This is a genomic window from Streptomyces sp. NPDC032161 (assembly GCF_040636995.1).
Lineage (GTDB): Bacteria > Actinomycetota > Actinomycetes > Streptomycetales > Streptomycetaceae > Streptomyces.
Map to the genome: position 1 here is coordinate 716,322 of NZ_JBEZVN010000002.1, position 22,252 is coordinate 738,573.

Annotated in this window: 21 protein-coding genes and 1 pseudogene; 15 read left to right on the forward strand and 7 right to left on the reverse strand. The window is 71.2% G+C overall.

Annotated features, from left to right (window positions below):
* Positions 1-182 precede the first annotated feature (182 nt).
* The 3 genes from AB0E67_RS08940 to AB0E67_RS08950 are packed head-to-tail and all read left to right on the forward strand — an operon-like array spanning position 183 to position 2,123.
* Complete coding sequence (locus AB0E67_RS08940) at positions 183-527, forward strand: hypothetical protein (RefSeq protein ID WP_362022884.1); 345 nt, start codon at positions 183-185, stop codon at positions 525-527.
* The gene (locus AB0E67_RS08945; RefSeq protein ID WP_362022887.1) at positions 502-1,272 is read left to right on the forward strand and encodes a hypothetical protein; all 771 of its coding nucleotides are present in this window, start codon (positions 502-504) and stop codon (positions 1,270-1,272) included. Before AB0E67_RS08940 ends, AB0E67_RS08945 begins: the two co-directional genes overlap by 26 nt.
* Positions 1,269-2,123, forward strand: a complete 855-nt coding sequence (locus tag AB0E67_RS08950) for a transporter substrate-binding domain-containing protein (protein WP_362022890.1) — start codon at positions 1,269-1,271, stop codon at positions 2,121-2,123. Before AB0E67_RS08945 ends, AB0E67_RS08950 begins: the two co-directional genes overlap by 4 nt.
* A 13-nt stretch (positions 2,124-2,136) precedes the next feature.
* Here the strand turns inward: AB0E67_RS08950 and AB0E67_RS08955 are convergent.
* Together AB0E67_RS08955 and AB0E67_RS08960 are read right to left on the reverse strand one after the other, a co-directional pair.
* Positions 2,137-2,430: pseudogene (locus AB0E67_RS08955) on the reverse strand (IS5/IS1182 family transposase); the annotation flags it as partial.
* Between the two features lie 24 nt (positions 2,431-2,454).
* Complete coding sequence (locus tag AB0E67_RS08960; protein ID WP_362022893.1) at positions 2,455-3,126, reverse strand: pirin family protein; 672 nt, start codon at positions 3,124-3,126, stop codon at positions 2,455-2,457.
* A gap of 138 nt (positions 3,127-3,264) precedes the next feature.
* Here AB0E67_RS08960 and AB0E67_RS08965 point away from each other — a divergent pair, with 138 nt between their 5' ends.
* The 5 genes from AB0E67_RS08965 to fabF all read left to right on the forward strand — a co-directional run bounded on the left by AB0E67_RS08965 (position 3,265) and on the right by fabF (position 8,163).
* Positions 3,265-4,464, forward strand: coding sequence for a helix-turn-helix domain-containing protein (locus AB0E67_RS08965; protein ID WP_351519913.1), 1,200 nt, complete (start codon positions 3,265-3,267; stop codon positions 4,462-4,464).
* A gap of 89 nt (positions 4,465-4,553) precedes the next feature.
* Positions 4,554-5,468, forward strand: a complete 915-nt coding sequence (locus AB0E67_RS08970) for an ACP S-malonyltransferase (RefSeq protein WP_073787357.1) — start codon at positions 4,554-4,556, stop codon at positions 5,466-5,468.
* Positions 5,469-5,481: 13 nt separating this feature from the next.
* A complete protein-coding gene (locus AB0E67_RS08975; RefSeq protein ID WP_362022896.1) occupies positions 5,482-6,513 on the forward strand; it encodes a ketoacyl-ACP synthase III in 1,032 nt (343 codons plus the stop codon).
* 62 nt (positions 6,514-6,575) lie between these two features.
* Positions 6,576-6,824 (forward strand): acyl carrier protein, encoded by a 249-nt coding sequence (locus AB0E67_RS08980; RefSeq protein WP_072483507.1) that lies wholly within the window; start codon positions 6,576-6,578, stop codon positions 6,822-6,824.
* Positions 6,825-6,900: 76 nt separating this feature from the next.
* Positions 6,901-8,163, forward strand: coding sequence for a beta-ketoacyl-ACP synthase II (gene fabF, locus AB0E67_RS08985; protein WP_362022898.1), 1,263 nt, complete (start codon positions 6,901-6,903; stop codon positions 8,161-8,163).
* Positions 8,164-8,401: 238 nt separating this feature from the next.
* Here the strand turns inward: fabF and AB0E67_RS08990 are convergent, their stop codons facing one another.
* Positions 8,402-8,896 (reverse strand): DUF3145 domain-containing protein, encoded by a 495-nt coding sequence (locus AB0E67_RS08990; RefSeq protein WP_362022901.1) that lies wholly within the window; start codon positions 8,894-8,896, stop codon positions 8,402-8,404.
* A gap of 349 nt (positions 8,897-9,245) precedes the next feature.
* Between AB0E67_RS08990 and AB0E67_RS08995 the strand changes: the two genes are divergently transcribed.
* Positions 9,246-10,160, forward strand: a complete 915-nt coding sequence (locus tag AB0E67_RS08995; protein ID WP_362022904.1) for an SGNH/GDSL hydrolase family protein — start codon at positions 9,246-9,248, stop codon at positions 10,158-10,160.
* A 315-nt stretch (positions 10,161-10,475) separates the two neighbouring features.
* On the forward strand, positions 10,476-11,525 hold the full coding sequence (locus tag AB0E67_RS09000; RefSeq protein WP_362022907.1) for an aldose epimerase family protein: 1,050 nt from the start codon (positions 10,476-10,478) through the stop codon (positions 11,523-11,525).
* A 134-nt stretch (positions 11,526-11,659) separates the two neighbouring features.
* Here AB0E67_RS09000 and AB0E67_RS09005 read toward each other — a convergent pair whose 3' ends face one another.
* Positions 11,660-14,149 carry a glycoside hydrolase family 3 C-terminal domain-containing protein gene (locus AB0E67_RS09005; RefSeq protein WP_362022910.1) on the reverse strand — a complete coding sequence of 830 codons (2,490 nt, stop codon included), beginning with the start codon at positions 14,147-14,149 and terminating at the stop codon, positions 11,660-11,662.
* Between the two features lie 207 nt (positions 14,150-14,356).
* On the opposite strand from AB0E67_RS09005, the gene AB0E67_RS09010 reads away from it, so the two are divergent.
* Positions 14,357-14,989 carry a TetR/AcrR family transcriptional regulator gene (locus AB0E67_RS09010; RefSeq protein ID WP_362022913.1) on the forward strand — a complete coding sequence of 211 codons (633 nt, stop codon included), beginning with the start codon at positions 14,357-14,359 and terminating at the stop codon, positions 14,987-14,989.
* A 282-nt stretch (positions 14,990-15,271) separates the two neighbouring features.
* Entirely contained in the window at positions 15,272-17,254 is a 1,983-nt protein-coding gene (locus AB0E67_RS09015) for an FAD-dependent oxidoreductase (RefSeq protein WP_362022916.1), read from the forward strand.
* A gap of 77 nt (positions 17,255-17,331) precedes the next feature.
* Here AB0E67_RS09015 and AB0E67_RS09020 read toward each other — a convergent pair whose 3' ends face one another.
* From AB0E67_RS09020 to AB0E67_RS09030, 3 genes are all read right to left on the reverse strand, one after another.
* Positions 17,332-18,180, reverse strand: coding sequence for an EI24 domain-containing protein (locus AB0E67_RS09020; RefSeq protein WP_362022918.1), 849 nt, complete (start codon positions 18,178-18,180; stop codon positions 17,332-17,334).
* A 95-nt stretch (positions 18,181-18,275) separates the two neighbouring features.
* Complete coding sequence (locus AB0E67_RS09025; RefSeq protein ID WP_362022921.1) at positions 18,276-18,704, reverse strand: organic hydroperoxide resistance protein; 429 nt, start codon at positions 18,702-18,704, stop codon at positions 18,276-18,278.
* Positions 18,705-18,819: 115 nt separating this feature from the next.
* Positions 18,820-19,839 (reverse strand): NADP-dependent oxidoreductase, encoded by a 1,020-nt coding sequence (locus AB0E67_RS09030; RefSeq protein ID WP_362022924.1) that lies wholly within the window; start codon positions 19,837-19,839, stop codon positions 18,820-18,822.
* Positions 19,840-19,986: 147 nt separating this feature from the next.
* Between AB0E67_RS09030 and AB0E67_RS09035 the strand changes: the two genes are divergently transcribed.
* The 3 genes from AB0E67_RS09035 to AB0E67_RS09045 all read left to right on the forward strand — a co-directional run bounded on the left by AB0E67_RS09035 (position 19,987) and on the right by AB0E67_RS09045 (position 22,243).
* Complete coding sequence (locus AB0E67_RS09035; RefSeq protein ID WP_362022927.1) at positions 19,987-20,445, forward strand: MarR family transcriptional regulator; 459 nt, start codon at positions 19,987-19,989, stop codon at positions 20,443-20,445.
* The gene (locus AB0E67_RS09040; protein ID WP_362022930.1) at positions 20,442-21,008 is read left to right on the forward strand and encodes a hypothetical protein; all 567 of its coding nucleotides are present in this window, start codon (positions 20,442-20,444) and stop codon (positions 21,006-21,008) included. Before AB0E67_RS09035 ends, AB0E67_RS09040 begins: the two co-directional genes overlap by 4 nt.
* Before the next feature lie 197 nt (positions 21,009-21,205).
* A complete protein-coding gene (locus AB0E67_RS09045) occupies positions 21,206-22,243 on the forward strand; it encodes a rod shape-determining protein (RefSeq protein ID WP_362022933.1) in 1,038 nt (345 codons plus the stop codon).
* Positions 22,244-22,252 lie beyond the last annotated feature (9 nt).

The following is a 22,252-nucleotide window of genomic DNA, read 5'->3' on the forward strand; positions in this document are numbered from 1 at the left end:
TCTGTGGTCGTAAATGTCTCCGGCGAACATGAAAACGCCCCGGAAGGCGCGGCAATTATGGCACTTGGTTGCCCGCGTCCCGAGAGGCTGAAAACAGCTGGATACCTGAACCGTTCCCCGGACTCCTGTGGAGTCTGGCTCTACGATGGCGCCAAAGTCACGTTGAGGCAGGGAGATTGACGGTGAGTGAGGATCCTGGAACGGTCGCAGTGACAGCGGGCGTCAATGCTCTTGTCGCACTTGTCAGCGGCCTGCCTTGGTCGGAGATGGGCGGCCGCATCAGAGGAGTGCTCAGCCGTCGTGGACGTGACGTTCAACCTGCTCTCGCGCAGGCTCTGGACGAGGACCGGGACGGGGACGACCGGGCGCACCGGCTGGTCGGCGAACTGAGGCAGTTGCAGGCTGACGATCTGACCGCCGTGGTGGACGAGTTGGAATCCCTGAGGCATCAAACGACGATCAACGTCAGCGGTGGCAACAACGCCATCAACAGCGGTTCCGGTGACCAAAATGTCACGTTCGGCTGATCGCGAGAAGGGGGAGGACGCCCCGTCCCGGCATCGGACGCAGATTGAGGCGAAGAGCGGGAGTAACGCCTTCAATACTGGCTCAGGGGACCAGTATGTAAAATTCGGCGGCGTGTGGGCGCAGGCGGTGGCGCTGATAGCGGGGGTGGCCGGAGCCTCAGTCGCGATTGCCATGGCGCCTGAGGCGTCCGACACCCAGTACGCTCTGTACTGCGCGCTAGTGATCTTCTGCGCGACGACTTCCGTGGTATGTCTCTGGTTTTCCTGTGACGGGATCAGAAAGAAACTCACTACGTTTACCGCACTGGTGGCGATTGCTGTTGCAGGAACCGCGCTCGCAACAGGTTCGTACAAGCTGTTGGCCGACCACGGTGACGTAGCGTTGCACATCCCCATTCGGAGTGACGGCCCGATGGAGAACAAGGAAGAGGTCCTCGTGGCCTTCAAGGCTCCCTCTCCCCGGTCACACCTCAGGGTGAAGATGTTCATCGAGGATGAAATTCGCGGATTGACCTGCCACGCTCACTCGGCGGTCTCCCTTATGCCGGTGGTGAACGGTGAGGAGCTAAAAGGCGAAATGGTCACGTTGGTGGACGGGCAGACAGGTGAAATCCCTCTCCCCGGCAAGCCCAAAAGCGTCGAGCTGCGAGCTGTGGTCGATACGTCGGACGGTGGGGCGGGATGCCAGGTGAACCTACGTTTCGAATCTGCTGTGCTGCACGACGATGAATGGTGGTTGCTGTGACGAGCAAGCTGTCGCGGGTGACTCTGGCGTGCTGCGGGTCACTTCTCCTCGCAACATCGACCGGCTGCGGCTCGGACGAGTGGCCGCAGGGAAAGAAGGTCCGTGTCTCGGTGAAGGCGGATCAGCCTGGGACCGGCTATCAGGAAGGGAAGTATGGGGCGCGCACAGGCTTCGACATCGACATCGCGGGCGTAGCGGCCAAAGCGCTGGGCAAGGAACCCGACTTCAGTAATGTGGCGTCCGACAAGCGGGATGTGGTTATCGGTGAGGGTGACGCCGATCTGGTCGTTGCTACGTTCTCGATCAACGACGACCGCTTGTCGGGAAAGGATGGGCCCGCTGTTGATTTTGTGGGCCCCTATGCCAAGACCTCCTCGTCCATCCTTGTGCGCGAGGAGGACTACTCCAATGTCCAGAAAACGGCCGATTTGGAGGGGAGAAGGGTCTGTACGTGGCCTGGGACGACCTCGGGTGTCGTGGCATCCGAAAATCTTCCCAGACACGAATCGGTCGAGGGAACTGATGCCGGGGACTGTGTGAGCAAACTGGATCAAGGGGACGTGGATGCCGTATTTACGGACGCCTTGCTGCTCCACGGATTCACGAAGATGTATCCAAATCTGCACGTTGTAGATTTGGATTCTGGGAATTTCCAGTACTACGGAATTGCCATGCCTAAAGGGCACCGGGACGTATGTGAAAAAATCAAGACAGAGCTCGAGAAATATGTGGGATCGCACGATTGGGCTCAGGCATTCAGGGAATCACTGCCTGGCGACCCGGTGACTTATCAACCTGCTCCTGGGGACATCGATAAATATTCGTGCAGGGACAAGGTCGGGCGTTCATAGTGAGGCTTCTCCATCATCGGTCCGAACCGGCCAGATACAGGGCGGGGACGGCCTGGACGAGGGCGGTGACTCGGGTGGTGGAGCACCGTAGCTTGCGGAGGAGTCGCCAGGGCTGGGGGGGTGGCCATGGCCTGCCCGACGAGTGCGCGGATCTTCGCGTGGGACCGGTTCACCGCTTTTTGACCGGTGGAAGGGGGCTCCCACCGTCCCCAGCACGGGATGCGAACCGTGCCGCCGGCGCCCCGGTAGCCCTTGTCGGCCCGGCACTTGACATCGGCCTCGCCTCATACAGCCCCCGTTTTCTCGCGCATACACACGGGGGCCGGGCCGCTCAGGCCGGCAGCTCCCAGATCAGCACCTCGGCCGGTCCTTCCTCGGCCGGGCCCGTCGCCGTCAGTTCCAGACCCGTCTCGCCCGTGATCCGCGCCGCGTCGCCGGGGCGCAGCGTCTCGCCGCCGATCCGGACCGTGCCGTTCACCACGTGGACGTACACCCGTGGCGCGTCCGGGACCGGCGTGCGCTCGCCAGGGGCGGGTCGGCGCACGTGCAGCACGGCGCCCGCGGCCGGGAGGGCGTACGGGGTGTCGGCGGCGAGCTCCGGGACGGAGGTGTACGCGGGGTCGCCGCCCGGTTCCAGCGGGGTCAGCCACATCTGGATGAACGTCAGCGGTCCGGGGCCGTCGTTGCGTTCGACGTGGCGGACGCCCGCCGCGGCGCTCAGGTGCTGGAGGCCGCCGGGCCGTACCACCGTGGCGCGGCCGGTCGAGTCGCGGTGGGTCAGTTCGCCCTCGACGACCCAGGTGACGATCTCCGTATGGCTGTGCGGGTGTTCGTCGAAGCCCGCACCGGGGGCCAGCCGTTCCTCGTTGCAGGCCACGACCGGGCCGAAGCGCAGGTTGTCGGGGTCGTAGAAGGTGCCGAAGGAGAAGGCGTGCCGTGTGTCGATGCCGACCGCCTCGTCCCCGCCCCGGAACCGGTCCTCGGAACGCTGTACGGAGATCACCCGCCCACGGTAGCCCGCCGCTAGGGGATCGCGGACCGCGTCCGCCGCGCGGACCTGCGGCCCCCGCGGTCCCGCCGGTTCGACCCGCCGCCGCCCCGGCCCTCCGAGCACGTGGCCGGATAAGGCAGTCTTGTGTGCGTGTCCCGACCCGATCCTGAGCAGCCCGCTGCGCACGACGCCCACCTGCACGCCGCGACCCTGAAGCGGCTGGAGCAGTCCTCCGGCCGCCTGGCCGCCAACGCGATCGCCCGCATGGACGAGACGCTGCCGTGGTACCGGGCGATGCCCCCGGAGAACCGGTCCTGGATCGGCCTGGTGGCCCAGGCCGGGATCGCGGCGTTCACCGAGTGGTTCCGGCATCCGGAGACCCCGCAGGCGATCTCCACCGATGTGTTCGGCACCGCGCCGCGCGAGCTGACCCGGGCGATCACCCTGCGGCAGACCGTCGAGATGGTGCGCACCACGATCGAGGTCATGGAGGCCGCGATCGAGGAGGTCGCCGCGCCCGGTGACGAGTCGGCGCTGCGCGAGGCGCTGCTCGTGTACGCGCGGGAGATCGCCTTCGCCACCGCCCAGGTGTACGCGCAGGCCGCGGAGGCCCGGGGCGCCTGGGACGCGCGGCTGGAATCGCTCGTCGTGAACGCGGTGCTGTCCGGCGAGGCCGACGAGGGCGCCGTATCGCGTGCCGCGGCACTCGGCTGGAACTCGCCGGAGCACGTCTGCGTGGTCCTCGGCACGGCCCCGGACGGTGACAGCGAGCTGACCGTGGAGGCGATCCGGCGGGCCGCCCGGCACGCCAAGCTCCAGGTCCTGACCGGGGTGCTGGGCAACCGCCTGGTGGTCATCGCGGGCGGCAGCGACAACCCGTTGCAGGTCGCGAAGGCGCTGATCGGGCCGTACGCGGCGGGACCGGTCGTCGCCGGTCCGGTGGTCCCCGACCTGCTGGCGGCCACCCGGTCCGCGCAGGCGGCGGCGGCCGGTCTGAAGGCGTGCCGGGCCTGGCAGGACGCGCCGCGCCCGGTGCTCGCCGACGATCTGCTGCCGGAGCGCGCGATGGCGGGCGACCCCGCCGCGCGGGACCAACTGGTGGAGGAGATCTACAGACCGCTGGAGGAAGCGGGGTCCGCCCTGCTGGAGACGCTGAGTGTGTATCTGGAGCAGGCGAGCAGTCTGGAGGGCGCGGCACGCATGCTGTTCGTCCACCCCAACACCGTGCGCTACCGGCTCCGACGTGTGACTGACGTCACCGGATGGTCGCCGTCGGATGTCCGCTCGGCGTTCACTCTGCGAATCGCCCTGATCCTGGGGCGCCTGGCCGCTGGGGATACGCAGACCTAGACTTTTGTCGAACGTCAACAATTCCCCCTACGGTTCTTCGTCCCTGTCCTCACGGGCGCGGCGAACCGTTCACAAGAGAGAGTGTGAGGGTGCTCGTACTCGTCGCTCCCGGCCAAGGCGCTCAGACGCCCGGCTTCCTGACTCCCTGGCTCGATCTCCCCGGCGCCGCCGACCGCATCGCGGCCTGGTCCGAGGCCATCGGGCTCGACCTCGTCCACTACGGCACGAAGGCCGACGCGGAGGAGATCCGCGACACCGCGGTGGCGCAGCCGCTGCTGGTCGCCGCCGGTCTGCTCTCCGCCGCCGCGCTCGACGCCTCGCCCGACATCGTCGCTGGTCACAGCGTGGGTGAGATCACCGCCGCAGCCCTCGCCGGGGTCATCGGCGACGAGGCCGCGCTCCGTCTCGTACGGGCCCGCGGACTCGCCATGGCCGACGCCGCCGCGATCACCGAGACCGGTATGGCGGCGCTGCTCGGCGGCGAGCCGGAGGTCACGGTCCCGCACCTGGAGAAGCTCGGGCTGACCGCGGCGAACGTCAACGGGGGCGGCCAGATCGTCGCCGCCGGCACCGCGGAGCAGCTGGCCGCGCTGGCCGAGGACAAGCCGGAGGGGGTGCGCCGGGTGGTGCCGCTCAAGGTCGCCGGTGCCTTCCACACGCGCCACATGGCTCCCGCCGTGGAGCGGCTGCGCGAGGCGTCGCTGGAGCTGAAGATCAGCGATCCGACCGTGACGTACGTGTCGAACGCCGACGGCAGGTCCGTGGCGACCGGCGACGAGGTCGTCTCCCGACTGGTCGGCCAGGTCGCGAACCCGGTCCGCTGGGACCTGTGCATGGAGACCTTCAGGGAGATGGGCGTCACGGCGCTCATCGAGGCGTGCCCCGGCGGCACACTCACGGGTCTCGCCAAGCGCGCCCTGCCCGGTGTGCAGACGCTCGCGCTGAAGACCCCCGACGACCTCGAAGCGGCTCGCGCGCTCCTCATCGAGCACGCGGGCGCCTAAGGAGCCCGAGAGCATGTCGAAGATCAAGCCCGCCCAGGGCGCTCCGTACGCGCGGATCATGGGCGTCGGCGGCTACCGTCCGACCCGTGTCGTGCCCAACGAGGTGATCCTCGAGAAGATCGACTCGTCCGACGAGTGGATCCGCTCGCGTTCCGGCATCGTCACCCGCCACTGGGCGAACGACGAGGAGACCGTCTCCGCGATGTCCGTGGAGGCGGCCGGGAAGGCCCTCGCGGACGCCGGGATCAGCCCGGACCAGGTCGGTGCCGTGGTCGTCTCCACCGTCTCGCACTTCGCGCAGACGCCCGCGATCGCGACCGAGATCGCCGACAGGCTGGGCACCGACAAGGCTGCCGCGTTCGACATCTCGGCGGGCTGCGCCGGCTTCGGCTACGGCCTGACGCTCGCCAAGGGCATGGTCGTCGAGGGCTCGGCGGAGTACGTCGTCGTCATCGGCGTGGAGCGGCTGAGCGACCTGACCGACCTGGAGGACCGGGCGACGGCCTTCCTGTTCGGTGACGGCGCGGGCGCCGTCGTCGTCGGCCCGTCCGAGGAGCCCGCGATCGGCCCGACCGTGTGGGGCTCCGAGGGCGACAAGGCCGGTACGATCAAGCAGACCGTGCCGTGGGACAAGTTCCACGGCGGTGACGTCTCCCAGCTGCCGCTCGACTCCCAGGGCAACGTCAAGTTCCCGGCCATCACGCAGGAGGGCCAGGCGGTCTTCCGCTGGGCCGTCTTCGAGATGGCGAAGGTCGCCCAGCAGGCGCTGGACGCGGCCGGGATCAGCCCGGGAGACCTGGACGTCTTCATTCCGCACCAGGCCAACATGCGGATCATCGACTCGATGGTGAAGACCCTCAAACTGCCGGAGCACGTCACGGTCGCCCGTGACGTGGAGACCACCGGCAACACGTCCGCCGCCTCGATTCCGCTCGCGATGGAGCGGCTTCTGGCGACCGGTCAGGCCAAGAGCGGCGACACCGCGCTCATCATCGGCTTCGGGGCGGGTCTCGTGTACGCCGCGACGGTCGTTACCCTCCCCTAGACACACCAGGCCATTCGGCCCGGACGTCCGAACCCTGCAGAAACATGTGAAGGAGCGCCAACATGGCCGCCACCCAGGAAGAGATCGTCAAGGGTCTCGCCGAGATCGTCAACGAGATCGCCGGTATCCCGGTCGAGGACGTCCAGCTGGACAAGTCCTTCACCGATGACCTGGACGTCGACTCGCTGTCCATGGTCGAGGTCGTCGTCGCCGCCGAGGAGCGCTTCGACGTGAAGATCCCCGACGAGGACGTCAAGAACCTCAAGACGGTCGGTGACGCTGCCGACTACATCCTCAAGCACCAGGGCTGACAGCCCGGCACCTGTGTCGCCACCCGGCGGTGGCGCCGCTGATTCACGACCCTCTACACGTGGAGAAGATTTTCCAGTGAGCTCGACCAATCGCACCGTGGTCGTCACCGGTATCGGCGCAACCACTCCGCTGGGTGGCGACTCGGCGTCGACCTGGGAAGGTCTGATGGCCGGTCGTTCCGGCGTCAAGCCTCTTGAGGGCGAACGTTTCGCTGAACTGCCCGTCCGGATCGCGGCCGTCGCGGCCGTCGACCCGGGCGACGTCCTGCCCCGCCCGCTCGCCCGCAAGCTGGACCGCTCGGCGCAGTTCGCGCTGATCGCGGCCCGCGAGGCATGGGCGGACGCCGGCTTCACCGGCAAGGCCGGTGAGGACGGCTCGCTCCGGCCCGAACGGCTGGGCGCGGTCATCGCCTCCGGCATCGGCGGCGTGACCACCCTGCTCGACCAGTACGACGTGCTGAAGGACAAGGGCGTACGCCGCGTCTCCCCGCACACCGTGCCCATGCTCATGCCGAACGGCCCGGCGGCCAACGTCGGCCTGGAGATCAACGCCCAGGCCGGTGTGCACACGCCGGTCTCCGCCTGCGCCTCCGGCGCCGAGGCGGTCGGGTACGCCATCGAGATGATCCGTACCGGCCGTGCCGACGTGGTCGTCGCCGGTGGCACCGAGGCGGCGATCCACCCGCTGCCGATCGCCGCGTTCGCCAACATGATGGCGATGTCCAAGAACAACGACGAGCCGCAGAAGGCGTCGCGTCCGTACGACACCGGCCGTGACGGCTTCGTGCTCGGCGAGGGTGCCGGCGTCGTCGTCCTGGAGTCCGCGGAGCACGCCGCGGCGCGCGGCGCCAAGGTCTACTGCGAGGTGCTGGGCCAGGGCCTGTCCGCGGACGCCCACCACATCGCGCAGCCCGAGCCGAGCGGTCGCGGCATCGCCGCCGCGCTGCAGAACCTGCTGGACCAGTCGGACCTCAAGCCGTCCGAGGTCGTGCACCTCAACGCGCACGCCACGTCGACGCCGCAGGGCGACATCGCGGAGCTGAAGGCGCTGCGCAAGATCCTCGGCGACGACCTCGACCATGTCGCGATCTCCGCGACGAAGTCGATGACCGGTCACCTCCTCGGTGGCGCGGGCGGTGTCGAGACCGTGGCCACGGTCCTGGCGCTGCACCACCGCACGGCTCCCCCGACGATCAACGTGGACCACCTCGACGAGGAGGTGGAGGCGGACATCGTGCGCGACGAGCCGCGACCGCTGCCCGAGGGGTCCATCGCCGCGATCAACAACTCGTTCGGGTTCGGCGGCCACAACGTCGTCCTGGCGTTCCGCAGCGTCTGACCCGCGACGATGTCCGGCCCCGGCCGGGACATACGACGAAGCCCGCCTCCCTCTGTGGAAGGCGGGCTCTCGCGTTGTACGGGTGACCCGAGTTGTAAGGGTGCCGAGGGAACGCACCGTCACGGACTTCCGGAGGGGCCCCTCCACGGGTGTGCGGAGGGGCCGTCCTGTCAGGGGCGTCCGGAGCGGCCGTCCCGCCACGGGCGTCCGGAGGAACCGCCTCCGGATCGCCCGGCCGTCACACCACCTGGTGCAGCCACCGCACCGGTGCGCCCTCGCCCGCGTGCCGGAAGGGTTCCAGCTCGTCGTCCCACGGCTTGCCGAGCAGCTTGGCGATCTCCTCCCGCAGATCGCTCTCGCCCTGCATGGACCGCGCCAGCGCCGCGCGCAGCCGGTCCTCGGGCACCAGGATGTCGCCGTGCATGCCGGTGACGGCGTGGAAGATGCCCAGTTCGGGCGTGGAGCTGTAGCGCTCGCCCTCGGTCTTGGGGCTCGGCTCCGCCGTCACCTCGAAGCGCAGCATGTCCCAGCCGCGCAACGCGGAGGCCAGCTTCGACGCGGTGCCCGGCCGGGCCTGCCAGGAGAACTCGGACCGCCAGGTGCCGGGCGCGGCCGGTTGCCGGACCCAGTCCAGCTGCACGCGTACACCGAGGACACCGGCCACCGCCCATTCGACATGGGGACAGAGCGCGCGCGGTGCGGAGTGAACGTACAGGACTCCACGTGTCGTCACCGGGACCTCCAGTGTGGGACGAAGTTCGCCTTCCCCAGCGGCCTCGCGCCCGTACCGTCGCTTCTCGGCCGGATCCCGAGGTTGTCATCAGTAAACAGCATCGGGGTGAATCTCCTGAAAAGGGACAGTATGTGACGTGATGTGATTTACGGAAAGCCACCCGAGTGGAGCCGGGCGTGGGAACGCGCCGCTGGTTCGACGAGGAAAAGCTACCGCGACACGACGCCCGGGGTGTGACGTACGGTCGGTCCGGGCACATCATTCGCCCGGCCTTCGTCCCGCGGGGCACCCGGGCCCGCCACCCGGTGCCACCAGGGAATGCCGGGGGCACGACCGAGGGGACCACAGCATGCAGGACCGTTCCGCCCGTCGCCGCCCGCGGATCGCGACCGCCGTCCTGGCGGCGGTCGCGGTGCTGGGCTCCGCCGTGCTGTCGGGCTGCGACTCCGACGGGGACGGCACGGCGGAGGGGGCGGCGGCCGGGAAGCGGAAGCCGCCGGCGGCCGGTCCGGTCTGGGACCGCAGCCCGAAGTCGCTGGCCGCCGTCGGGGATTCCATCACGCGCGGCTTCGACGCCTGTTCGGTGCTGACGGACTGTCCGGAGGTCTCCTGGGCCACCGGCACGGACAACATGGTGCGCAGTCTCGCGGTGCGGCTGCTCGGTGAGCCGGAGGCCGCCGCGCGCAGTTGGAACCACGCCCGGACGGGGGCCAGGATCGCGGAGCTGCCGGAGCAGATGGCGCTGGCCGCGAAGGAGAAGCCGGAGCTGGTGACGGTGATGATCGGCGCCAACGACGCCTGCCGGGACTCGGTCCGGTACATGACGCCGGTGGCCGATTTTCGTTCTTCTTTCGAGACGGCGATGCGCCAGTTGCGCGCCGGGGCGCCCAAGGCGCAGGTGTATGTGTCGAGCGTGCCGGATCTCATGCGGCTCTGGTCGACGGGGCGGGACAAGGATCTGGTCAAGCGGATCTGGAGCCTGGGGGTCTGCCGGTCGATGCTGAGCGACCCGGACGACATGGGCGCGGAGGCCGTGGCCAGGCGGGCCTCGGTGCAGAAGCGCGTCGTGGCGTACAACGAGGTGCTGCGGGACGTCTGCGCGAAGGACACGCGGTGCCGCCACGACGGCGGGGCGGTCTTCGCGTACCCGTTCACCGGGGCGCAGCTGAGCCAGTGGGACTGGTTCCATCCCGGGCGCGACGGGCAGGCCCGGCTGGCGGAGATCGCGTACCGGAACGTCACGGCGGAGCGGCCCCCGGCCTGAGCCCGGCGGAGGGGGCGGGGCCGGACAGGTGCTCGGGAGGGTGTGCGGGACGGGCACGTGCGCCGGGCGGGCGCGCGGGCGGCGGTCCTCGCGCCGGGCCCTCTAAGAGCCTGTCGGGTGACCTTCGATCGGAAAGCGGACGCGGCATGGTGCGTGCGATTCCAAGGCGCCGGGATGTCTTCGGATGGGGTCTCCCCTGCTCCTTGAGAGCTTGGGGAAGGAGCTACGAGGGCATTCCGGCAACGCCGGAAGCGTGCGTGCCAGGGCGTGGCCGCCCGGTCAGAGGTCACCCGACAGGCTCTAAGGTTGGCGATCATGGACACGAGTTCGGGCACGGTGGTCCGTGCGGAGGAGTTCGGCACCTTGGCGGACGGCGCCGTCGTGCACCGCTGGACGCTGGAGCGGGACGGCACGCGGGTACGCGTGCTGACGTACGGCGGCATCGTGCAGTCGGTGGAGGTGCCCGACCGGGACGGGGTGCGGGCGGAGGTGGCGCTCGGGCTGCCGGATCCCGCCGGGTACGAGGCGTTCCCCGGTCCGTACATGGGCGCGCTGGTCGGGCGGTACGCGAACCGGATCGGCGGGGCGTGTTTCGAACTGGACGGGCGCACGCACCGGCTCACGCGCAACGAGGGGCGCAATCATGTGCACGGCGGCGCCAGGGGCTTCGACAAGCGCGTGTGGCGGGCGTGGGAGGTCTCCGAGGGTGTGGAGCTCTCCCTGGTCTCGGCGGACGGCGAGGAGGGCTTCCCGGGGCGCCTGACGGTCTCGGCGGCTTACACCCTGGACGAGGGCGGGGCGCTGCGGATCACGTACCGGGCGACGACGGACGCCCCGACCGTGCTGAACCTGACGAATCACACGTACTGGAACCTCGCGGGCGTCGGCCCGGCCGCGGTCGCGGAGGCGGGCACGGACGCCGAGGCCGGCGGCGCCGGGAGCGGCGACGCGCTGGGACAGGTGCTGCGGATCGCGGCCGGGCGGATCACGCCCGTGGACGGCGAGTCGCTGCCGACGGGCGAGTTCCTGCCGGTGGACGGGACGCGGTTCGACTTCCGCGAGCCGAAGACGCTCGGGCCCGGCTACGACCACAACTTCGTGCTGGACGAACCCGGCGCGGGTCCGGCGGCCGAGCTGTACGCCCCGGGGTCGGGCCGCTTCCTGACCGTCACCACGACGGAGCCGGGGCTCCAGCTGTACACGGCCGACCACTTCGACGGGCGGCCGTTCGGGCCGTGCGCCGGGATCGCGCTGGAGACGCAGCACTTCCCGGACTCCCCGAACCGGCCCGGGTTCCCGAGCACGGTGCTGCGGCCCGGCGAGGAGTTCGTGTCGACGACGGTGTACGGGTTCGGAGTGCGCTGAGAGCCTGTCGGCTGGCCCTGGGCCCCGCAGCGGGGCCGGGTACCGCTCCGGGGCCACTCCTCGCGCGGACGGGAGCGGTCCTGCGGGCCCGCGCACCGGGACCGCGGAGCGCGGGCGCGCCGGAACGGGTTCCGCTACGCGTCGATGTCCACGGCGGCCGTCAGGCGTACGTCGTCGAGGGAGTGGGCCGCCCGCACCTCGTACCTGCCGGGGACGAAGTGCCAGTCGTACGCCTCCTCGTCCCAGATCTCGTACGCGCGCCGGTCGACCGGGATCACCACCTCGACCGACTCGCCCGGCGCGGCCTCGGCGCGTGCGAAACCGGCGAGCCGGCGGGCGGGGCGGTCGGCGGTGCGGCGGTGCGGGGCGACGTAGACCTGGACGGTCTCGGCGCCGGGGCGGGTGCCGGTGTTGCGGAGGCGGACGGTGACGCGCTCCGGGGCGGCCGTCAGGCCCTCGTACTCCCAGGTGGTGTAGCCGAGCCCGTGGCCGAACGGGTACGCGGGCGCGGTCCCGGCCCGGTCCCAGGCCCGGTAGCCGACGAAGACGCCCTCGTCGTAGTGGAGTTCGCCGTCGGTGGGGGTGGTGTTCGAGACCGGGACGTCGGCGAGCGCGACGGGCCAGGTGGTGGGCAGGCGCCCGCCCGGCTCCTCGGCGCCGAGCAGCACGTCGGCCAGGGCGTGGCCGGCCTCCTGGCCGGGGAACCAGCCGAGCAGCACCGCGGCGACCTCGTCGCGCCACGGGAGCTCGACCGGGGAACCCGAGTTGACGATCACGACCGTGTGCGGGTTGACCGCGGCCAAGGCCCTGACCAGGTCGTCCTGGTGGCCGGGGAGCTTCAGGGAGGTGCGGTCGAAGCCCTCGGACTCGACGCGTTCGGTGGTGCCGACGACGACGACCGCCGCGTCCGCCGTTCGGGCCGCCTCGACGGCCTCGGCGATCAGTTCGGCCGGTTCGCGGCGCGGGCCGAGGTGGCAGAAGGAGAACGAGACGCCGGGGATGGCCGCGTCGTCGCCCAGGGTGTCGGGGACCTGCCGCAGCGAGACCTCGACGGGCTCGCCCGCGGTGAGGACGGTCCGGCCGCGCTCCAGCGGGTTGCCGAAGAACGCCTCGCCGGGGTCGGCGGAGCCGGTGACCCGGTGGACCTCGTCGTACAGGGTCTCGCCCGCGACGGTGAGGCGGAACGCCCCGGTGCCGCGGGTGCCGAAGACGTGCTCGCCGCTGTCGCGCGGGACGAAGGTGCCGGTGATCTCGACGCTGTGCAGCGTCTCGCGGGTGACGCCCCGGGGGAGGTCGTCGCCGATCCACTGCACGGTGCCGTCGTGCAGCGGGGCCGTGCCGAGGACGGTGCCGGAGGCGTCGTAGCACACGGCCCTGAGCTGGAAACCCTTCTCGGCGGGGACGAGTTCGTCGTTCGGGTCCGCGCCGACCCGGTAGTCGAGGACGCCCGCGGGAAGGGCGGCGGCGAGGCCGTCCAGCGGTGGGACGACATGGTGCGGGAAGACCTGGGCGGAGCCGCCGCCGAGGACCCGGGCGTCCCGGGCGAGCGCCCCGCTGAGCGCCACCTTGCGGACGGCCGCCGGGTCGAGGGGCAGCGCGGCGCGGCCGGTGCTCGCGACGGGCTCGTTGCGCACCAGGACGAAGGAGCGGCGGGCGATCTCGCGGGCCAGCGCGTCCCCGTCGACGGGCTCGGGCCGGTCGGCCGGGGCGACGGCGGGCGGCGCGCCGTCCAGGACGCCGACGCGGGCGGCGAGCCGCAGTACGTTGCGCACCGCCCCGTCGACGACGGACTCCTCGACCTCCCCGGCCCGTACGGCGTCGGCCAGCGCCTTGCCGTACACGGTCTTCGGCCCCGGCATGGCGACGTCGAGTCCGCCGCGGACGGCGGCGACGGTGGAGCGGGCGGCCAGCCAGTCGGAGACGATGTAGCCGTCGAAGCCCCATTCGCCGCGCAGCACCGCGTTCTGGAGGTAGCGGTGCTCGGTCATGGTGGAGCCGTTGACCTGGTTGTAGGCGGACATGATGCCCCACGGGTGGGCGTTCTTGACGATGCGTTCGAACGGGGCGAGGTAGATCTCGCGCAGGGCGCGCGGGGAGACGACGTTGTCGACGGTGAAGCGGTCGGTCTCGGCGTCGTTGGCGACGAAGTGCTTGACGGTGGTGCCGACGCCGCCGTCCTGCACGCCGCGCACGTAACCGGTGCCGATCTCGCCGGTGAGGTACGGGTCCTCGCTGTACGCCTCGAAGTGGCGCCCGCCGAGCGGGGACCGGTGGAGGTTCACGGTCGGGGCGAGGAGGACGTGCACCCCCTTGCGGTGGGCCTCCTGGGCGAGCAGCCGGCCGGCCCGGCGGGCGAGGTCCGGGTCCCAGGTCGCGGCGAGCGCGGTGGGCGAGGGCAGTGCGACGGACGGGTCGTCGGCGCTCCAGGCGACCCCCCGGACGCCGATGGGCCCGTCGGACATCACCAGGGAGCGCAGCCCGACGGCGGGGAGCGCGGGCAGCGACCACATGTCCTGTCCGGCCAGCAGCCGGGTCTTGTCGTCGAGGCCGAGGGCGGCCAGCGCCTTCTCGACCGCGGCCTCCCGGGCCGCGTCGGGGTGGATGGGGGCGGACGCGTCTGCCACGGCCGTACCTCTCGTCGATGTCCTGATAGTGCCGTTTTCCATCCTGACCCGCCGACCGGTTGAGCAGTAGGTTTCGTTACTTTTCCGTAATGTACGGGAATGGCGTACGGTCCTCGGGACGGGACCGGCGCGCCGGGGCGGACATATCGGCACGGATGTCCGCAACGGGTGCCGGGGACGGACGCAGTACCGAAAGGGGCCGGGGCGATGGCGCGGGCCAGGAGCGCGGGGCGGCGGGCGGAGATTCTCCGTGCCGCGTTCGAGGTGATCGCCCAGCGCGGATACCGCGGCGCCTCGCTGAACGCCGTCGCCGAGCGGGTCGGCCTCAGCCAGCAGGGGCTGCTGCACTACTTCCCGACCAAGGAGGCGCTGCTCATCGCCGTACTGGAGGAGCGCGACCAGTGGGACCCCGGCGGCACCACCCGCAGCAATGGCACCTGGCGGACCGAACTGCTGGACTCGCTCGTGGAGTACAACGCGATGCGACCCGGGATCGTCCAGACGTTCTCGGCACTGCTCGGCGAGAGCGTGACGGAGGGCCACCCGGCCCGGGAGTTCTTCACCGTCCGCTACACGCAGGCCCGCGCGACCATGGCGGCGATGCTGCGCGCGGAGTTCGGCGAGCGACTGCCGGGCGGGCTGACGCCCGAGCGCGCGGCGCCGCTGCTGTTGGCGGTGATGGACGGGCTCCAGTACCAGTGGCTGCTGGATCCGGACACCGTGGACATGCCCGCCGCGTTCCGGGACTTCCTGGCGCTGCTGCGTCCGAGGAGACCGGGCGGGAAGGAGGGCACCCGGCCGCCCCGCCCCTCCCCGCGCCAGCCCCCTTCCCCGCGCTAGCGCTGTGGCCGGAAAGGTTTGCCGGGAAGCTCGCGGCGTCCGGTGCGGTGCATCGCAAGGCGGAGTATCACCCGTGTACTGGACGTACTCGGGTGATGCGACAACGCGGCGAGGTGCCGTGCCGGGCGTCGCGAGCCGGTGAACCTCGCCGGGCGCAGCACTAGCACGAAGCTTCAAGTCGCCACTGTCACATGGGAGTTGAGCCACACCACCGAGTGATTTCCTGGGCGGTCTACGCGCGTCTGGACGAGGGTCGAACCGTGGACGGACCAGGGTGGGCGCATGACTTCCGAATCCACCGGTCCCTCCTCCGGCCTGCCCTCCGGGCGCGCCTGCGACCCGTCGTCCGAGCCGCCCTCCCGCCGCCGTGTGATCGCGGGTGCCGCGGCCGGCGCCGCCGCGCTCGCCGCGGCCGCCGGTCCCGCGAGTGCCGCCGCTCCCGCCGCCGTGGACGCCGCATCCGGCACCGCGCTCGCGCCCGCGGCGGCCGGATCGGACTGGGCCACCTGCCTGGACGTCGCCCGCGCCATCCTGGTGCGGGGCGAGGACGACCGGTCGCTGATCCCGCACTACAAGGACGTCCTGCTGTCCAAGGGTCTGCCGCGCGGCCGCAAGCCCCCCAAGAAGGTGCTGGTCGTCGGCGCGGGCCCGGCCGGGCTGACCGCCGCCCGGCTGCTCCGCGAGGCCGGGCACACCGTCACCGTGATCGAGGCGAACGGCAACCGCGTCGGCGGCCGTGTCAAAACGTTCCGCCGGGGCGGCCACGAGCACGCGAGGGCACCGTTCGCCGACCCGAAGCAGTACGCCGAGGCCGGCGCGATGCGGATCCCGGACAGCCACCCGCTGGTCACCGGGCTCATCGACGGGCTCGGGCTGAAGCGCCGCCGCTTCTATCTGGTCGACGTCGACGCCGGGGGCCGCCCGGTCAACCACACCTGGATCAGCGTCAACGGCATCCGGATGCGCAAGGCGGACTACGCGGCCCGGCCACGCGCGATCAACCGCTCGTTCGGCGTCCCGGCGCCCTTCGAGGACAAGCCCGCCGCCACGATCCTGCGGGAGGCGTTCGCGCCCGTACGGAAGGAGTTCGAGGGCAAGGAGGGCCGTGCCCTCGTCGAGGGCTGGGCGCGGGTCGTCCAGCGCTACGGGCACTGGTCGATGTTCCGCTTCCTGACCGAGGCGGCCAAGCTCGACGAGCGCACCGTCGACCTCGTCGGCACGGTCGAGAACCTCACCTCGCGCCTCCACCTCTCCTTCGTGCACAGCTTCATCGGGGCGTCGCTGATCAGCCCGGACACGGCGTTCTTCGAACTGCCGGGCGGCACCGGCACGCTCGCCGACGCGATGTACGAGAAGGTCAGGGACCTGGTGCGGCTGGACCGCCGGGCCACCCGGATCAGCCACGGGAAGAACGGTGTCCGGATCGAGACGATCTCCGAGGGCCGGGACGGCAGACCACTGGTGCGCGAGACGTTCACCGGCGACCGGGCCATCGTCACCGTGCCGTTCTCCGGGCTGCGCCACATCCCCGTCAGCCCCCTGCTGTCGTACGGGAAACGGCGCGCGATCACCGAGATCCACTACGACGCGGCGACCAAGGTGCTGCTCGAATTCAGCCGCCGCTGGTGGGAGTTCGAGGAGAAGGACTGGAAGAGGGAGCTGGACCGGATCAGGCCCGGTCTGTACGACGCCTACCGGCTGGGGAGGGCACCGGCCGACGGCTCGCTGCTGGGCGCCCACCCGTCGGTGCCCTCCGGCCACCTCCCGCCCAACCAGAAGGTGCACTACGCGGCGTACCGGGCCACCGCCCGCAACCAGCCCGAGGCGGCGCACGTCATCGGCGGCGGATCGGTCACCGACAACCCCAACCGCTTCGTCTTCCAGCCGTCGCACCCGGTCGAGGGCAGCGCGGGCGGCGTGGTCCTCGCCTCGTACAGCTGGGCCGACGACGCGCTGAAGTGGGACTCCCTGGACGACGACGAGCGCTACCCGCACGCGCTGGGCGGCGTCCAGGACGTGTACGGGCAGCGCGTCGAGGTCTTCTACACGGGCGTCGGCGCCACCCAGTCGTGGATGCGCGACCCGTACGCGTACGGCGAGGCGTCGGTGCTGCTCCCGGGCCAGCACACCGAACTGCTCTCCCACGTGCGGTCCGTCGAGGGCCCGCTGCACTTCGCGGGCTGCCACACCTCGGTGAAGCCCGCCTGGATCGAGGGGGCCCTGGAGTCGGCGGTCAGGACCGCGCTGGAGGTGCACACCGCCTGACCGGCCCGGGGTGGTGCCCCGGGCGGGTCCGGTCCGGCCGGCCGGACCGGAACGGCGGCCCGGGCGGCCCTCCCCCGTCAGCCCCGGCCGGGGGTGTACGGGGCGGGGGCCGCCCCCGCGGCTCCGGGGCCCGCGCCCCCGTCCGCGTTCCGCTCCCCGTCCGCGCCGCCCTCGCCGTCGCCGTCGTCCTCGGGCGCCACCAGGTCCCGCACCAGCAGGGTGGCCCCGGCGACGGCGCCCGGCATCAGGAACACGGCGACGAACGGGACGAGGAAGGCCAGCCCCAACGGCACGCCGAAGCCGAGGGCCAGCATGCGGCGGCCGCGCAGCAGGACGAGCCGGTCCTTCAGGACCATGCCGCGCCGCTGGAGCGCGACGGACGTGAGCTCCTCGGAGAGGAAGTAGCCGGTGACGCAGAAGCCGATCACCGGGACCACGGTCTGCCCGATCACCGGCACGAACCCGAAGGCGAACAGCAGCAGCGAGTACAGCCCCACCCGCACCAGGATCCGGACGCTGTCGACGGCGGAGATCCACAGGTCCCGCCACAGCGGCAGCCCGGACTCGGGGACGTCACCGCCCTCCGTGCGGTCGACCTCCTCGGACAGGGACTCGTAGAAGGGCTGGCCGACCAGCAGCGTCACGGCGGTGAACGTGATCACGGCGAGGAAGAGACCGAAGGCGAAGACCAGCACGGTCAGGGTGTTGCGGAGCAGCCCGAGCCACGGCGAGGACCAGTCGTCGGCGAACGGGGTCGCCCACGCCACCAGGTCGTCGGCGCCGTAGCCGAGACCGACCAGGGCCGCGGCGTACAGGACGAGGGTGATGAGTCCGGGCAGCAGTCCGAACCCGAACCAGCGGCCGTGCCGGCCGACCCATCGCTGCCCCGCCACCAAGTAACCGAAACCCGCCCCGAGATCACGCATGGCGTCAGCGTACTGGTGGACGGACGGGCCGCACCCCCGCCCGGGAGGGCGGCCCGCCCGTCGTACCGGCCGTCACGCACGGCCGTCCGGCGGGGTCAGGCGACCGACAGGTCCACCTTGATGTTGCCGCGCGTCGCGTTCGAGTACGGGCACACCTGGTGGGCCTTCTCGACGAGCGAACGCGCCGTCGCCGCGTCGACGTTGGGGATGGACGCGGTGATCGCGACCTCCAGGCCGAAGCCGCCCTCGTCGGTCTTGCCGATGGACACCGCGGCGGTCACCGTGGAGCCGGAGATGTCGGCCTTCTCCTGACGGGCCACGACGCCGAGCGCGCCCTGGAAGCAGGCGCTGTAGCCGGCGGCGAAGAGCTGCTCCGGGTTGGTGCCCGCGCCGCTCCCGCCCATGGACCTGGGCGGGTTGACGACGACGTCGAGGTTGCCGTCGTCGGACGAGACCCGGCCGTCGCGGCCGTTCTCGGCGGTGGCGACGGCGGTGTAGAGAACGTTGATGTCGTGCATGGTCATTCCGAGGATTCCTCCTGCTGTGCGCCGCGACTCGCGCCCACGATCGCGGCGGTCCGGATCGAGCCCGATGCCCTCATGGCATGGCCCGTGCCTGCCGGGTGCGCCGGAGCGCCCGTCAGACGAGGGAAACGATCATCTTTCCGGTGTTCTCGCCGCGCAGCAGGCCGAGAAAGGCGTCGAAGCCGTTCTCGATGCCCTCGACGACGGTCTCGCGGTACTTCAGTTCGCCCGAGGCCAGCCATCCGGCGACGTCCTCGACGAACCGCGGCTGGAGCTCGTCGTGGTCGCGCACGAGCATGCCCTGGATGCGCAGCCGCTTGCCGATGATCAGGGCGAGGTTGCGCGGGGCGGGGGTCGGCTCGGTGGCGTTGTACTGGGCGATCATGCCGCAGGCGGTGACCCGGCCGTGCACGTGGAGGGAGGCGATCGCCGCCTCCAGGTGCTCGCCGCCGACGTTGTCGAAGTAGACGTCGATGCCGTCGGGAGCGGCCCGGCGCAGCTGTTCGTCGACCGGGCCGTCCTTGTAGTTGAAGGCCACGTCGAAGCCGTACTCCTCCACGAGGAGCCGCACCTTCTCGGCGGAACCGGCCGAGCCGATGACCCGCGAGGCGCCCTTGATCCGCGCCATCTGCCCGACCTGGCTGCCCACCGCGCCGGCCGCGCCGGACACGAACACGGCGTCGCCCGGCTTGAACGAGGCGACCTCGAAGAGTCCCGCGTACGCGGTGAGGCCGGGCATGCCGAGCACGCCCAGGTAGGCGGAGAGCGGGGCGAGCGACGGGTCGACCTTCACCGCGTGCTTCGCCGGGACCTCCGCGTACTCCCGCCAGCCGAGGCCGTGCAGCACGTGGTCGCCGACCGCGAAGCCCGGCGCGTCCGAGGCGATGACCTCGCCGACCGCGCCGCCGTCCATGGGGCGGTCGAGCGCGAAGGGCGGGGTGTACGACTTCACGTCGTTCATCCGGCCCCTCATGTACGGGTCGACCGAGAAGTACAGATTGCGGACGAGGACGCGGCCCTCGCCGGGAGCGGCGACCGGGGCCTCCCGCAGCGCGAGGTCCTCGGCCTTCGGCCAGCCGTGCGGACGGGCGACGAGGTGCCATTCACGGCCGGTCGTGGGAAGTGCTGCGGACATGGGCTCGGGTTCTCCTCAATGCCTCACGGGATGGGGAAGGCTTCGTCCCGGGGCCGGTGGGCCACGGGAGCGAAATTACTTCAGAACGTGAAACAACGATGCTCCTAAATATTTCAGGTTGTCAAGTAACCGGCTATCCTGGACCCCATGGCCACCACCCGTTCAGACCCTCTGACCCTCGAAGTCGTCGAGCTCATCGGCACCGTCGTGGCGCGCTACTACGAGGAGTACGGCGAGGCCGCGGCCGCCCACTCGCTCACCGGGGCCCAGGCGCGCGTCCTCGGGCTGCTCGCCCTGGAGCCGATGCCGATGCGCCGGATCGCCCAGAAGCTGAAGTGCGAGCCGTCGAACGTCACCGGGATCGTCGACCGGCTGGAGTCGCGCGGTCTGGTGGAGCGCCGCCCTGATCCGGCCGACCGCCGGGTGAAGCTGGCCGCCCCGACGGAGCGGGGCACGCGCACGGCACGGGAGCTGCGCGGCTCGCTCACCTTCGCGCGGGAGCCGCTGGCCGAGCTGTCGGACGCGGACCGGACGATGCTGCGGGACCTGCTGCGGCGGATGCTGGGCGAGGCGGGCCCCGTGACCGTGGCATCGTCGACCCCATGAACACGCCGATCCCGTTCGGTCCCCGTGAGTTCCAGCTCGTCCTGTTGCGCCGGATGGCCGACCATCAGCCCGATCTCGTCGAGGAGGCACGGCGGGAGCTTGGCGCCTCGACCGCCGAGATGCGGGAGGCGAACCGCCGTTGGCAGGCCATGGTGCGGGCGCCCCGGGGACGGGGCGCGCTGCGCCGCTACCGTTCGGTGCTGGGCGAGCCCGAGTCGGCGGCGCGCCGTCGGCTCGGCGATCTGGAGTGCGACGCGCTGCGGTGGCCGGTGCCGCTCTGGCCGGAGCTGCGGTTCGAGGTGATGGTCGCTCCGAACGGGGCCGTGTGGAACGAGTGGCTGGTCAGGGCGGCGGGGGCGGCGGGCCCCGAGCTGCGCGCGGTCGAGGATCTGCGTCCCTGGTCGGCCACGGTGGACGAGGTGGCGCGGGCCTTCCCGCCGGCTCGTCCGATGGAGGGCGGTGCGCCGACCCGGTGGGCGCTCGCGATCACCGCGCCGGGGACGGGCGAACGCCGTGTCGCCGAATTCACCTGGGGGCTGTTCCAGCGGCTGCTGCCCGGGTGAGCCCGGTCCGGGGGCGCCCGGGAGGGGGCGGGCCCACCCCGGCGCACGGCGCTCTCCCGCCGCCCCGCGCCGTCACTCCACCGGCCCCGTACCCCCTACGGCCCACCCGGCGCGCGGCATGACTCCGAACGGCGCACGATGCGAGGAGGGCCGGCCGCCGCCGGCACCCCCACACCGTGCTCCCGGGAGAAGCCGCCGTGACCGTCAGTCTTGAGCAGTTGCGCCGTTGCCATGTCGCCGTCGACCTCGGAGCCGCACGGACCCGCGTGTACGTCAAGGGGCTGGGGCTCGTCGTCGACGAACCGAGTGCCGCCGCCGTGAACACCCGTACCGGCTCGCTCATCGCGGTCGGCGAGCTCGCCGAGCAGATGACGGGCCGCACCCCCGACTACATCCGGGTGGCCCGTCCGGTCACCGGCGGCACCGTCATCGACATCGAGATGGCCCAGCGGATGCTCCGTCAGCTGCTCGGCGAGAAGCTCCGCCGCCAGTTGCGCCGCAAGCCCCGGCTGCGGGCCGCCGCCTGCACCCCGCACGACAGCGATCCGCTCGCCCAGCGGGCCGCCGTGGAGACCCTGGTCGGGCTGGGCGCGCGGCGGGTGGAGCTGGTCGACACCCTGATCGCGGCGGCCGTCGGCTGCGGGCTCCCCGTCGAGCAGCCGACCGCCACCATGATCATGGTGTGCGGGGCGGCGACCACCCAGATCGCGGTGCTCTCGCTCGGGTCGATCGTGACCGCCGTACGCGTACCGATCGGCGGCGACGCCATCGATCACGCGGTGATCCAGCACCTGCGGCAGCACCACGAGCTGATGCTGCCGAGCCAGTCCGTACGACCGCTCCAACTGGCGCTCAGCGGCACCGGACTGGCCGCGCGGGGCTCCTCGGTGACCGAGATCCACGGCCGGGACGTGGCGACCGGGCTGGCCCGTACGGTACGGGTGGACACGGCCTCGATCCGGCAGGCGATCCACGCCCCGCTGACCTCCGTGATCGACGGTCTCGGCAAGGTGCTGCGCGAGTGCCCGCCCGATCTGGTGGCCGACCTCACCGAGTGCGGGATCATGATGGTCGGCGGCAGCGCGCTGCTGCCCGGTCTCGACCAGATGCTGCGGCAGGCGACGGGCGTGCCCGTGCACATCGCGGAGCGGCCCGACGTGTGCTCCGTCCTGGGGCTGGGTGCGATGCTGGACGGGAAGATCGAACCGTTGGTTCTCGACCCGATCGCCTGCTGATCACCGCAG